We start from the raw sequence: 11,955 nt of genomic DNA on the forward strand, positions 1-11,955 counted from the left end.
CGAATCCCCTGACGGCCCCCGGGCGACTGCCGGGCCGTCGCCGCGCGGAGACGGCGGGCGGCGCCGGCTCAGCGCGACATCGGGATCGTGATCCCCCCGGGGCAGCGATCACACTTCGGCAGATAGGGATTGTCGGCGGCCTCGTGCGCGCACTCCACGCACAGCAATCGGCCGCACTCGGTGCAGATCAGAGCGATACCGATCAGTGCGCCGCCGTGGGAGACCGTCACGGACGACGGGGACTGGAGCCTGACGTCGAGCGCCGCCGCACAACGGCCACAGGCCACCGTGTCGCCGTCGGTCAGCCCGTGGTCGAGCCACGGCCGGTGTCCGGCCCGAGCCGCGGGCCGACCGGGCGACCCACCGGACCGCGTGGACCCCCCGGACCGCGTGGCCGGCGCGACGCGCCGCTTCCGCCGGAACAGAGCCATGCTGCCCCCCTCCTGATCGAGGACCCAGTCCACCAGAACCGGCCGGGACCGGTCCCGGCCCCGCCGCCGGGCCGGCCTGGTTCACGCCATGGCGGCGCGGCGCAGGGTGAACCAGAACGTCGGGACCGGGTTCGTTCCCGGCGTGACGTCGACCAGCCGCCAACCGGCGAACCGCGCCTCGAGTTCGTCGGCGGTGACGCCGGAGATCGGGTCGTCGAACGCCTCCGGGCCGTACCCGAACATCAGCAGCGTCGCGCCGGGGGCGGCCCGCCTGGTGAGACCGGCGGCGTACGCGTCGCGGCGGTGCGGCGGGATCCCGCAGTAGCAGCTCAGGTCGAAGAACAGCTCGTAGGGGCCGGGCACGCCCACCTCGTCGAGCCGGGTGGCGTCCCCGCACAGCACCGTGACGTCCACGCCGGCCGCGGCGGCCTTCTCCCTCGCCTGCCGGACCGCGCGGTCGACCAGGTCGACGGCCGCCACCCGCCAGCCGTGCCGGGCCAGGTACACCGCGTTGGTGCCGGTGCCGCAGCCGAGTTCGAGCGCCCGGCCCGGCGGCAGCCCGTCGGGCCCGGCCACCATGGCCACCAGCTCGGGCGGCGTGACGCCGCTGTCCCACGGCGGCCGACCCGCCCGGTAGTAGTCCTCCAACTCACGGCGCACGGCCGCCTCCTGGTCCAGTTCCACGGCCGTCCTGGGCTCACTCATCGCCACCCCTCCAAGAAACTAGAGTCCGTCTCTAGTGACTGACTCTAGAGATAGACTCCCGACATGGACGAGGTCAAGGGTTCCGCCGGACAGCACGCCAAACGCCCCGACAAACGGGCCGAACGCGCCCGGCGCACCCGCGAGAGGATCGTCACGGCGGCACGGGACCTGTTCGTGGCGCGGGGGTACGGGGCGACCAGCCTCCAGGAGGTCGCGGACCGGGCCGGCGTGGCCGTCCAGACCGTGTACTTCGTCTTCCGCAACAAGCGCGCGCTGTTCAAGGACGTCGTCGACACGTCCATCGCGGGCGACGCCGAGCCGGTGGCCACGATGGACCGCGACTGGTTCCGGACGGCGTGCGCCGAGCCCACCGCCGCCGGTCAACTCCGGGCCCACGTAAGGGGGGTGCGCGACATCCTCGGCCGAGTGGCCCCGATCATGCCGCTGATCGCGGCCGCCGCCGCCACCGACCCGGAGATCGCCGCCGAGTGGCCCACCGACCCCGACCCCCGCTACACCGTCCAACACGCCGCGGCACAGGCCCTGACCGGCAAGCCGGACGTCCGCCCCGACATCGACACCACCCGGGCGGCCGACCTGCTGTACGGGCTGCTCAGCCCGGAGCTGTACCTGGTCCTCGTCCGCGACCGCGGCTGGTCCCCCGACACCTGGGAAGCCTGGGCCCGCACCACCCTGACCACCCAACTCTGCACCCCCGACCCGTAACGCCGGCGGCCTCGCGGCCCGTTGCCGAACGACGGACGAGCGAGCACGCCCGCACCCCTCTACGACACACCCCCTTCACACTCGGTGGCAACTGGCCACAGAATGGGCACGAACGGCCAACGAGCGCCGCGGCACGGGTGACTCGGACACGGGGGGTGCCGCGTTGGGAACGGGCCGGCGGCCCATCGACCCCGCGCACTGCCTGACCGGTCGACACATTCCGCTCGACTACCTGTCAGGCAGCCGGGACGGACCTATCCGGTCACCCTGCGCATGATTCTCCGCGACTCCCGGGTGACAGTGGCACTGTGGCCGCCGGCCCTCACCTTCGCCGCGATCGTCTACTCACCGCTGGTCGCCGCCGGCATGGTCGGCGTCGCCCTCCTCGTGTTCCTCCTGGCGATCCGCTTCCGGCACCGGCGCGGCCATCAGCGACGCTGCACCGCCCTGGGAGCCCTGGCCATCGTCCTCAGCTTCGAATGGCTCTAGACGCTCGCGCCTGTGACACGAAACGGCCCTGACCCGCCCGTCACCGGGATCCGCCCGTGCGGCCGGGACTTCAGGCCGTGGACTCGCTCAGCGCGGTGTACGCCGCCTCGGCCCGGCGGCCGGGGGCCACGTCGGCCGGGGCGTGGGCGAGAAAGCCCTCGGTGCTGCCGGTGTAGCGGACACGTCCGGTCTCCAGGACGGTGACCTGGTCAGACTCCTCGGCGAGGTCGGCCACGTCGTGGGTGGAGAGCAGCACCGTCACCTCGTTGGCCAGGGTCGCCAGGACGTCGCGGAAGACCCGGCGCTGGCGGGGGTCCATGCCCGCCGTCGGCTCGTCGAGGAGCAGCACGCGCGCGCCGTGGACGAGGGCGGCGGCGACGCCGACCCGGCGGAGTTGGCCGCCGGAGAGCCGTCGTGCCCGGGTGTCGGCCTGGCCCGCGAGGTCGACCCTGACCAGGGCGGTCGCTGCGGCGGCCCAGGCGTCGGCCCGGTTCATGCCCTTCAACCACCCGGTGTAGGCGACCTGTTCGCGGGCGGTCAACGCGGTCATGGCCGTGACCTGCTGCGGCATCCAGGCGACGGCCCGCCGGTAGGCGCGGGCCCCGGAGGGCGTGCCGTCGAGGGTGACGCTGCCGCCGCGCGGGCGGGTCACGCCGGCGGCCAACCGCAGCAGCGTGGACTTGCCCGCTCCGTTCGGGCCGAGCAGGACGGTCACCCCCGGTGGCAGCCGGTAGTCGAGGCCGTCGAGCACCGGGCGGGTCCAGGGCCGATAGGCGTAGGTGCAGGCGTGTAGTTCGAGCGTCATGACGTGCCGGTTCCTCAGGTGGTGGACGGGGTGACGGAGCGGCGGACCGTGACATGCAGGAGGAGGCCGAGGGCGAGCGCGAGCACGGCGGCGAGGGCGGCCGGAGCGTCGCCGCTGGGCCTGGGCAGCACCGTCCAGAACCCGGAGTGGCCGCCACGGGAGAAGCCGGCGAAGATCACGGCGAAGACCCAGAGCACCGGCGCGGCCACCGCCGGCTGCCCCACGAACACCCGCACGCACAGCAGCAGTCCGGTGAGGAAGACGACGTTGCGGCCAGCGGCCACCGCGTACGCGTTCCCCGTCAGCAGGTGCACCGCCCCGCCAGCGGCCAGGGCCGCCGCGCAGACGCCGAGGACCAGGCCAGCGTCCCAAGCGCGCACCCGACGCACCGCGGTGTCCTCCGCCTCCACCAGCCGCGACCCGAGGCTGAGTTCGAGCGCGGCGCAGACCGGCACCGGTGCCATCAGCACGAAGAGCACCGGGTTGGCCGACCCGCTCAGGATCGACGGCAGCTCGACCGTGGCATCCCCCAACAGCAGTACCGCCCCCGTGAAGACGCCCAGCGCCAGCAGCAGCACGGAGAACGTCCGCCGGGCCCTGACCCACCACCACATCAGGCCGTACCCGATCGCTCACCGGCGGCGCAGGCGGCCACCAGCGCGTCCCGATACCAGGCGGCCTGCCCGTCCGGGGTCAACTGGCCAACAGCCGACGCCTGTTCGGCGATCTCGTCGAGCAGCCGGGCGCCGTCCCGGTGGCTCGACAACTCCTCGCGCTGCCGCTCCGCGTACGCTTCGGCCGAGCCCGCCACCCCGGCGGCCCACCACATCACGGTACGAGCCGTGGTCGGCTCCGGTTCCTCGCAGGGGAAGACCAACAGCGCGTCGACCACGGCCAGCCGGGTGGTGTCGGCCGCGTGCAGACTGGTCAGCGACAACCGCCAGGTGCCGTCGGGGCGCTGGCCGTCGGCTGTCAGCCGGTCCTCCACCCGCGCCGGCGGCTCGACCGGCACCCCAGCGTCCGCCAGCAGCCGCAGGGTCTCGTCGATGTCCGCGCGGACGGCCGGCAGATCATCAGCCGTCGCCGCCGGCATGCACACCGGCAGTTCGTCTCCGGCGCAGCGCACCGGCACATGGCCGCCCGAGGTCGGCGGCGTATGCCCCCAGTCCCGCACCATCGCGTACGCCCCGACCGTGCCAGCCAGCATCACCACACTGCCGGCCGCCGCGCCCACCACCCGCCACGCCGGCCGCCAGAACGGCGTGGCCACCAGGGTGGCCCCGACCGCGAGCGCGCCGACGAACAGCACCGGCGCCAGCACGGAAGCCGGCGTCGGGAGCTCACCGAAGCCCAACTCCCCCGGATACTGGCCCGATAGGTGCCGCAGCCAGAACGGCTCGTAGGACCAGGCCGCCGCCACCGCGTAGAAGACCGCCAACGCCAGCACCGGCGCCACCACCACCCGAGGCAGCAGCAGTCCGGCCGCGAACCCGATGAGCGAGTGCGCGACGGCGATCACCCACGCCATTCCCGGCAACACCAGGCTCGCCACGGTCGGCGTCTGCCCCTCCCGCACCAACGCGAGAGTAACGGCAAGACCGATCATCAAGGCGGACAGCAACCACACCGGAACCAACGTCCGCGCCACGACCACGGCCCGCCACCGCGCCGGACCCAACGCCCAGACCCCGTCCCGCCGCAACCGCCCGCTCTCCCACCCGCCGAGCGCCGCCGCCACGGCATAGACCAGCGGATAGACACTCAGCAACACGGACGAGACAGTGCGCGGCGCATAGCCAAGACGCGGATCGCCCGGGCGGTAGTCCGCGAGGTAACTGCCGTAGAAGTAGAGCACGATCAACGCCAACGCCAACGGCCCCAGCCACAGCGCGGCGGACGCGCGCAACCACGTACGAAATCTCATCAGAACCCGGTCAGAAGAAGCGGACGGACCGAGCACGGCGTCGCACGCCACGACACCAAGCCCGGAAGGACAGCACGCGCGGACGAGACCACGGGGCCACGGGCGGGTGTCAAGCACGGGTCTTCCCTCTACGGGAAGACCCAACTCCCCTCACCGCATCGACACCTCGACGGCACGCCATGGCCAGAACATCACAGAGAGCGCATGCTACCTCACCCGCAGCCCGGCTCTGGCTGCGTGCCCCGCCGACACGGCACCCCAGGGGCAGGGGTCCATATCGTCGAAGCACACCAACTCCGCCGACGGATCCCCCTGCACCGCACGGTGCCACGACACCTCGGGACGGCCGATCCCCGCCCGCACCCTCCCACGTCGCCGCGTGCCCCGGTCGCGACCGATGCTCGCGCACGACCACCCACGCGCCGCCCCTGACACGACCTCCCGGACGGTCCGCCCCCCGGCGCGGGAAAACAACCCCCGTACAACCGAACAACCACCCCGCTCCCCTGCCGAAGCCCGGCGGGTGAGGCCGCTCGCCACGGCTACGGCACGGCCAGATCACGGCGGCGGGCGCACCGGTCGTGCCCGAGGTGCAGTCGGCGCAGGTCCTGCAACGCCGCGACGTGGAAGGGGTATCGGACCCGCGTACGGAGGAACCGCGCCCGCACCCCGACTTCCCTCGAAACCCTGTCTGTCCCGGGTGGCGTGGGACATCCTGGGAACGGTCGCGTCGGCACCCGACCAGCTGGTCGAACTCCTCCGGCGTGAGGGGGAGTTCGTGGCTCCCAGAGCCCCGGACAGACGAGGAGACGGCATGAGCGATCCCCACAGCGTGATCGGCCCCGAGGTCCTGGCCGCGCGGCGCGCCTTGGAAGGGATCTTTCTCCACGGCAAGCAGGTCGGGGAGGTCCAGCACGAGATCGAGGCGGCCGGCGAGGCGTTCTCGGGAGTGTCCAACGCCCTGTTCCGGAACGTCGTGGAAGCGCTGTTCACCGGCCACGAGCCCGTCGAGGAGATCGCCGCACGGCTGACCGCCCTCCAACGCGCACACCCCGAGGAACTCGCGGCGCTCCGGCCCGGAACGATGAGCGAGTTCACCCTGGAGCAGATCGGCCACGGTGCCCCGCCCCCCGGCTGGTCCGGCCACCCCGAAGCGGACTCCCTGCTGCACCAGCAGCACCTGCTCATCCGGTGCATCGCCCGAACAGAATCGCTGGACCTTCCCACCTGGATCCTCGGTTCCTGCGCCCGGTACGTGTCGGACGACTACTAACGCACGCACTGTGCCCGAATCCGGCGGGAGAGTCGGCGCGGGGTGGCGGTGCACGGCCAGGACGCGAGCCGCCCGGCCGGTGGTCCGCGAGACAACTTGCCACGGGCGACCGCCCGCCGGGCCTCGTTCGTGGCGAGGGGCGCCGCCCCACCGCACGCGATCGCCACATCGGCCGGAGGGGCGCTAGGTCGCGACGCGAGCGCCGAGTACGAGGATCGGCAGCACCCGCCCCTCCTCGACGGCCGACAGCGACGAACGGATGCGCCGGACCTGCTGCGGGGTGCCGTAGTCGTCCAACCGTTCCGGCCGCACGAAACGCAACGCGTCCAACTCGGCCCGCGCCGCCTCGGGTATGGCCACCGCGGCGGCCTCCGAGGCGGTCAACCGCCGCCCGATGGTGAAGACCGTGTTGTACCCCTCGGCTTGGCCGTCTCTGGCGGGCACGTAGTCCAGGGCGACCACGCCCGTGACGGGGACGGTCAGCCCGGTCTCCTCCAGCAACTCGCGCTGGGCCGCCTCGTGTGGGGGTTCGTCGGCGTCGGCACCCCCACCGGGAAGCTGCCAACGTCCCCTCCGATAGGTGGGCCGCACCAGCAGCACATCGCCCCTCGCGTCCTGCACCAGCACGAGGTTGCCGCTGCGACGGCGCGGCGGAAGCGCCGGATCGATCTCCGCGTGCGCCCTGGCGTCCATGGCCGTATCCCTCCGTCGGCCGCCGGCGGCGGCTGCTGACGTGCACGATGTCGACCGCGCCCCCCGCTGCTGAACGGGTACACCACACCCCGCCCCGGCACCTCCGGGACGGCCATCGGGCGTCGGGCGTCCAGCGGGCCGCTGCGACTCGACGAGCGGACTCCTCGGTCGCGCCAAGCCGACGTGGGGTGACAGAACGGGCGCACGGCCACCGTGTTCGTGAAACGGGACGCGGCTTCCCCGGTTCCCCGTGCAGGAGACTCCGGTGCTCTCACCTTCGGGGACGGCCCGGAGAATGACAAGCCGCCCACGATCCGCACCCTCGCCAACCGGCCACCGCACGCGAACCGCCACGCCCGACCTCGGGTCGGGCCGGCCCCTGCCCTGCCATCCGAGCCGCCCCCGGCGGGGAGGAGCGGCGGACGAGTCGGCCTGTACGCCGGGTTCTGTGGTCCCGGGCGGCGCGGGGCGCCGGCCGGGGTGGCGGTCATCCATCTAGGAGTGGTGTCGCCACCACCCTCCAGCGGTCTACCCGTGAACTCGGGCGGGCAGCCCTCAGGCGTTCACGCGGGGGCGTCCGAGGTCGCCCCCTTCTTGACCTTGCTCCGGGTGGGGTTTACCGAGCCGCCCAGGTCACCCTGGGCGCTGGTGGTCTCTTACACCACCGTTTCACCCTTACCGGGTCCCGCTCGCGCGGCCCCGGCGGTCTGTTTTCTGTGGCACTGTCCCGTGGGTCACCCCAGGTAGGCGTTACCTACCACCCTGCCCTGTGGAGCCCGGACGTTCCTCGGTGGGGCTCGTGAGAGCACCCAACGCGACCGCCCGGCCGGCTCGTCCGCCGTGTGCCCACTGTACCCCGCGGCGTCCGGGCGGCCGGCCATCCGGCCGCCCGGCGTCGGGTGGTTCGGGCCAGGACGTACCCTGCTGGGCATGTTGGTGCTGTTGCCGCCCTCGGAGGGCAAGGCCGGTGGGTCCAGAGGCCGCCCGCTGGCGTGGGAGTCGCTGTCGCTGCCGGGGTTGACCGAGGCCAGGGCGCGGGTGCTGGACGAGCTGGTGGCGCTGTGCGCCGGCGACCCGGGGAAGGCCAGGGAGGTGCTGGGCCTGAGCGAGGGGCAGGCGCCCGAGGTGGCGCGGAACGCCGCGTTGCGGGAGGCGCCGACCGCGCCGGCCGGCGCGGTGTACACCGGGGTGCTCTACGACGCGCTGGATCTGGCGACGCTGAGCCCCGCCGCCAAACGGCGGGCCGGGAAGGCGTTGTTGATCTTCTCCGGGCTGTGGGGCGCGCTGCGGATCGGCGACCGTATCCCTGCCTACCGCTGTTCGGCCGGGGTGCGGCTGCCCGGGCTTGGCGCGCTGGCCGGTCACTGGCGGGCCCCGCTGGCCGAGGTGCTGCCCGAAGTGGCCGGCGAGGGGCCGGTGTTGGACCTGCGGTCCAGCGCCTACGCGGCGCTGTGGCGGCCGGCCGGCGCGCTGGCCGAGCGGACGTTGACGGTGCGGGTGCTCCAGGAGCGGGTGGTCGACGGGCGGCCGAAGCGGAGCGTGGTCAGCCACTTCAACAAGGCGACCAAGGGCCGGCTGGTGCGGGACCTGTTGGCGGCCGGGCCGTTGCCACGCCGGGCCGGCCAGGTGGCCGGGGCGCTGCGCGACCTGGGCTACCGGGTGGAGTGCGACGCGGCGGCCCCGAACCGGCTGGACGTGGTGGTCACCGAGGTGTGAGCCGGCCGCCGCCCGACGGGGCCCAAGGCCTGACCGAGGCATGCGCCCCGACACCGCCGGCCCGACCCGTCGGTCGGCCGGCTCAGCCCGTCGGCCGGCCGAGGTGCGCCGTGTCGTTGAAGCGGCGCACGGTGGCGTTGCCGTCCGGGTAGTAGCCGATCTCGCAGACGGCCGCCGGCGACAGCTCCATGCGGAACATGGCGGCGGGTGGGGCGCCCAGCGCCAGCCGCACCAGGGTCTTGACCGGGGTGACGTGCGTCACCACCAGCACGGTGCGGCCGGGGAAGCGGGCCAGGGTCTTGTCCCTGGCCACGGCGACCCGGCGGGCCACCGTGGCGAAGCTCTCGCCGTCGCCGCCCGGCCGGGCCTCGGCCGACTCCAGCCAGGCGCGCAGCTCCTCCGGGTGGCGCTGCCCGATCTCCTCGAAGGTGAGGCCCTCCCAGGCGCCGAAGTCGGTCTCCCGCAGCCCGTCCTCGACCCGGACGTCCAGGTTGAGGCGGGTGGCCACCGCCTCGGCGGTCTGCCGGCAGCGGCGCAGCGGCGAGCTGACCACGGCGCCCACGCCGACGCTGGCCAGCGCGGCGGCGGCCGAGGCCGCCTGCGCGCGGCCGACCTCGGTCAGCTCGGGGTCCTGGCCGCCGCTGCCGGAGAAGCGCTTGCGCGCGGTGAGCGCGGTCTCGCCGTGCCGCAGCAGCAGGAGCGTGGTCGGGGTGCCGGTGCCCGGGCCCCAGCCGCGGGCGGCGGCCGGCTCCTGGGCGGCACGGCCGGCGGGAGTCGGCTGGTGGCCGGGCTCCCGGGCCGGCTCCTGCGCGGTCCGGGGGATGCCGGGAACGGGCGGCGGCAGCGGCGGGGGCGTGGCGGTGGCCTCGGCGCTGGTGGCCGGCCCGCCGGGCCGCCACTCCTCGCCGCGCCGGCCGGCGTCCATCGCCTCGTTGGCGAGCCGGTCGGCGTGCTTGTTGCGCTCCCGGGGGATCCACTCGAAGCGGACCGCGCCGGCCGGGTAGATCTGCTTGGCCTCCAGGGCCAGCGGCCGCATGTCGGGGTGCTTGATCTTCCAGCGCCCCGACATCTGCTCGACGACCAGCTTGGAGTCCATCCGCACCCGCACCGCGGCGGTCGGCGCCAGCGCGTGCGCGGCGCGCAGGCCGGCGATCAGGCCGCGGTACTCGGCGACGTTGTTGGTCGCCCGGCCGATGTAGGCGGCCGTCTCGGCCAGCACCCGGCCGCTGACGGCGTCCTTGACCACGGCCCCGTAGCCGGCGGGCCCCGGGTTGCCCCGGGAGCCGCCGTCGGCCTCGACCAGCAACTCGCGTGTCATCGCCGGCTCACAGCCCCGATTCCGGGGTGCGGACCAGGATGCGGCGGCAGTTCTCGCAGCGCACCACGGTGTCGGGAGCGGCGGCCCGCACCTCGTTCAGCTCGGTGATGTTCAGCTCCAGCCGGCAGCCCTCGCAGCGGCGCTGGTAGAGCCGGGCGGCGCCGATGCCGCCCTGCTGCTCGCGGAGCTTCTCGTAGAGCTTGAGCAGGTCGGCCGGGACGGCCTCGACGGCGGTGGCCCGCTCGGCGCGGACGGTGGCGGCCTCGGCGTCGATCTCGGTGAGCGCCGCGTCGCGGCGGGCGGTCACCTCGGCGGCCCGGCTCTGGGTCTCCTCCAGGCCGGCGGCCAGCTCCTTGGCGCGGGCCTGGGCGCTCTCGTGGCGTTCCATGATCTCCAGGACCACGGTCTCCAGGTCGTCCTGGCGTCTGGCCAGCGAGGCGATCTCGCTCTGCAGCGACTCCAGGTCCTTCGGGTTGCTGACCTGTCCGGAGTCCAGGCGCTGCTGGTCGCGGGCGGCCCGCTGGCGGACCTGGTCGACGTCCGACTCGGCCTTGGTCTGCTCCCGCGCGGTGTCGCTCTCCTCGGTCTGGGCGGCGACCAACAGGTCGCGCTGGTGGACGAGTTGGGTCTCGACGCTGCGGATCTCCGCGTGCTCGGGGAGGTTCTCGCGGCGGTGGGCGAGCTGCGTCAGGCGGACGTCCAGGGCCTGGACGTCGAGCAGACGGAGCTGGTCGGCGGGCGCGGCGTTCAGTTCGGGGCTCCTGAGGTGGACGAAGGGAGTTGGACGGTCCAGGGGTCCGTCACCAGGCGCGAGACCTCGGTGCGCAGGCCCCAGCCGTGTTGCTCGGACACGGCGTCGAGTTGGGCCGCGGCCTGCTGGCACCAGGGCCACTCGGTGGCCCAGTGCGCGGCGTCGAGCAGCGCCAACGGGGAGTGTTCGCGGGCCTCGGAGGCCGGGTGGTGGCGCAGGTCGGCGGTGAGGAAGGCGTCGACGCCGGCCGCGCGGACCTGGTCGAAGAGGCTGTCGCCCGAGCCGCCGCAGACGGCGAGGGTGCGGATCTCGCGGTCCTGGTCGCCGGCGATTCGGAGACCCTGCGCGGTGTGCGGCAGCCGGGCGGCGGCCAGTTCGGCGAGGGCGCCCAGCGGCGTCGGGGCGTCCAGCTCGACCAGCCGGCCGAGGCCGCGCCGGCCGGTGGGGTCGTCGGGGGCGGGCACCAGGGGGCCGGTGACCCGCAGGCCGAGGGCGCCGGCGAGGGCGTCGGAGACGCCGGGGTCGGCGCGGTCGGCGTTGGTGTGCGCGACGTGCAGCGCGACGCCGTGTTTGATCAGTGTGTGCACCACCCGGCCCTTGAAGCCGTCGGCGGCGACCGTGGTGGTGCCGCGCAGGTAGAGGGGGTGGTGGGTGACCAGGAGTTGGGCGCCGGTGGCGACGGCCTGCTCGGCGACCTCCCGCACCGGGTCGACGGCGAACAGCACCCGGGTGACCTCGGCTTCCGGGTCGCCGCAGACCAGGCCGACGGCGTCCCACTGCTCGGCCCAGGCGCGGGGCCACAAGCCGTCGAGCGCGGTGATCACATCGGAGAGTACGGGCACGGGCCCAGGCTACCTGTCCCGCGGCGACGGGAGACCGTCTCCTCGGGGATGGCCGGGCGGGCTCGGCCGGGGCCCGGCGGGCGGGGTCGGCGGGGGCTCGGTGGGCGGGCTCGGCGGGGGCCCAGGGGCGGGGTCGGCCGGCCTGGCGCGGCCCGGGGGCGGCGTCAGTCTGAGTGGACGGCGGCCACCCGTGCGCGTGATCGGGGAATGGGCTGGTGGGGCGGTTGGCGCCGGCATCCGACGGGGCCGACCGGCCGGGGGGCCAGCGCGGGCGGCCGGTTC

The 11,955-nt window shown here is 74.2% G+C and carries 12 protein-coding genes and 1 other RNA gene; 4 read left to right on the plus strand and 9 right to left on the minus strand.

Annotation, left to right across the window (positions count from 1 at the left end):
* Positions 1-512: 512 nt before the first annotated feature.
* Positions 513-1,136, minus strand: a complete 624-nt coding sequence (locus tag RM844_RS10540; protein WP_311666768.1) for a class I SAM-dependent methyltransferase — start codon at positions 1,134-1,136, stop codon at positions 513-515.
* Between the two features lie 63 nt (positions 1,137-1,199).
* On the opposite strand from RM844_RS10540, the gene RM844_RS10545 reads away from it, so the two are divergent.
* Complete coding sequence (locus RM844_RS10545) at positions 1,200-1,862, plus strand: TetR/AcrR family transcriptional regulator (RefSeq protein WP_311666769.1); 663 nt, start codon at positions 1,200-1,202, stop codon at positions 1,860-1,862.
* Between the two features lie 273 nt (positions 1,863-2,135).
* The gene (locus RM844_RS10550) at positions 2,136-2,351 is read left to right on the plus strand and encodes a hypothetical protein (RefSeq protein ID WP_311666770.1); all 216 of its coding nucleotides are present in this window, start codon (positions 2,136-2,138) and stop codon (positions 2,349-2,351) included.
* A gap of 70 nt (positions 2,352-2,421) precedes the next feature.
* Here the strand turns inward: RM844_RS10550 and RM844_RS10555 are convergent, their stop codons facing one another.
* Genes RM844_RS10555 through RM844_RS10565 form a run of 3 tightly spaced genes read right to left on the minus strand, consistent with a single transcriptional unit; the run spans position 2,422 to position 5,080 of the window.
* Positions 2,422-3,156, minus strand: coding sequence for an ABC transporter ATP-binding protein (locus tag RM844_RS10555; protein WP_311666771.1), 735 nt, complete (start codon positions 3,154-3,156; stop codon positions 2,422-2,424).
* A gap of 14 nt (positions 3,157-3,170) precedes the next feature.
* Complete coding sequence (locus tag RM844_RS10560) at positions 3,171-3,770, minus strand: hypothetical protein (protein WP_311666772.1); 600 nt, start codon at positions 3,768-3,770, stop codon at positions 3,171-3,173.
* Positions 3,770-5,080, minus strand: a complete 1,311-nt coding sequence (locus tag RM844_RS10565) for a DUF7224 domain-containing protein (protein ID WP_311666773.1) — start codon at positions 5,078-5,080, stop codon at positions 3,770-3,772. Before RM844_RS10565 ends, RM844_RS10560 begins: the two co-directional genes overlap by 1 nt.
* Before the next feature lie 814 nt (positions 5,081-5,894).
* Between RM844_RS10565 and RM844_RS10570 the strand changes: the two genes are divergently transcribed.
* On the plus strand, positions 5,895-6,353 hold the full coding sequence (locus tag RM844_RS10570; RefSeq protein ID WP_311666774.1) for a hypothetical protein: 459 nt from the start codon (positions 5,895-5,897) through the stop codon (positions 6,351-6,353).
* 183 nt (positions 6,354-6,536) lie between these two features.
* Here RM844_RS10570 and RM844_RS10575 read toward each other — a convergent pair whose 3' ends face one another.
* Both RM844_RS10575 and rnpB read right to left on the minus strand, forming a co-directional pair.
* Positions 6,537-7,046, minus strand: coding sequence for an NUDIX hydrolase (locus RM844_RS10575; RefSeq protein ID WP_311666775.1), 510 nt, complete (start codon positions 7,044-7,046; stop codon positions 6,537-6,539).
* A gap of 419 nt (positions 7,047-7,465) precedes the next feature.
* An RNA gene (gene rnpB / locus RM844_RS10580) (RNase P RNA component class A) lies at positions 7,466-7,880 on the minus strand.
* Between the two features lie 96 nt (positions 7,881-7,976).
* Between rnpB and yaaA the strand changes: the two genes are divergently transcribed.
* Positions 7,977-8,762, plus strand: a complete 786-nt coding sequence (yaaA, locus tag RM844_RS10585) for a peroxide stress protein YaaA (RefSeq protein WP_311666776.1) — start codon at positions 7,977-7,979, stop codon at positions 8,760-8,762.
* 82 nt (positions 8,763-8,844) lie between these two features.
* Here the strand turns inward: yaaA and RM844_RS10590 are convergent, their stop codons facing one another.
* From RM844_RS10590 to RM844_RS10600, 3 genes are read right to left on the minus strand one after another with little or no spacing between them, the layout of a single operon-like run.
* The gene (locus tag RM844_RS10590; protein WP_311666777.1) at positions 8,845-10,080 is read right to left on the minus strand and encodes a bifunctional RNase H/acid phosphatase; all 1,236 of its coding nucleotides are present in this window, start codon (positions 10,078-10,080) and stop codon (positions 8,845-8,847) included.
* Between the two features lie 7 nt (positions 10,081-10,087).
* A complete protein-coding gene (locus RM844_RS10595; protein WP_311666947.1) occupies positions 10,088-10,831 on the minus strand; it encodes a zinc ribbon domain-containing protein in 744 nt (247 codons plus the stop codon).
* Entirely contained in the window at positions 10,828-11,673 is an 846-nt protein-coding gene (locus tag RM844_RS10600; RefSeq protein WP_311666778.1) for a Nif3-like dinuclear metal center hexameric protein, read from the minus strand. The genes RM844_RS10595 and RM844_RS10600 overlap by 4 nt, the downstream gene beginning before the upstream one ends.
* Positions 11,674-11,955 lie beyond the last annotated feature (282 nt).

The organism is Streptomyces chisholmiae (assembly GCF_031845445.1).
GTDB classification, from domain to species: Bacteria; Actinomycetota; Actinomycetes; order Streptomycetales; family Streptomycetaceae; genus Streptomyces; species Streptomyces chisholmiae.

Excerpts from the sequence above, each read along its gene's own strand:
- RM844_RS10540 (WP_311666768.1), bottom strand. The coding sequence starts at position 1,136 with ATGAGTGAGCCCAGGACGGCCGTGGAACTGGACCAGGAGGCGGCCGTG.
- RM844_RS10545 (WP_311666769.1), top strand. The coding sequence starts at position 1,200 with ATGGACGAGGTCAAGGGTTCCGCCGGACAGCACGCCAAACGCCCCGAC.
- RM844_RS10550 (WP_311666770.1), top strand. The coding sequence starts at position 2,136 with ATGATTCTCCGCGACTCCCGGGTGACAGTGGCACTGTGGCCGCCGGCC.
- RM844_RS10555 (WP_311666771.1), bottom strand. The coding sequence starts at position 3,156 with ATGACGCTCGAACTACACGCCTGCACCTACGCCTATCGGCCCTGGACC.
- RM844_RS10560 (WP_311666772.1), bottom strand. The coding sequence starts at position 3,770 with ATGTGGTGGTGGGTCAGGGCCCGGCGGACGTTCTCCGTGCTGCTGCTG.
- RM844_RS10565 (WP_311666773.1), bottom strand. The coding sequence starts at position 5,080 with ATGAGATTTCGTACGTGGTTGCGCGCGTCCGCCGCGCTGTGGCTGGGG.
- RM844_RS10570 (WP_311666774.1), top strand. The coding sequence starts at position 5,895 with ATGAGCGATCCCCACAGCGTGATCGGCCCCGAGGTCCTGGCCGCGCGG.
- RM844_RS10575 (WP_311666775.1), bottom strand. The coding sequence starts at position 7,046 with ATGGACGCCAGGGCGCACGCGGAGATCGATCCGGCGCTTCCGCCGCGC.
- yaaA (WP_311666776.1), top strand. The coding sequence starts at position 7,977 with ATGTTGGTGCTGTTGCCGCCCTCGGAGGGCAAGGCCGGTGGGTCCAGA.
- RM844_RS10590 (WP_311666777.1), bottom strand. The coding sequence starts at position 10,080 with ATGACACGCGAGTTGCTGGTCGAGGCCGACGGCGGCTCCCGGGGCAAC.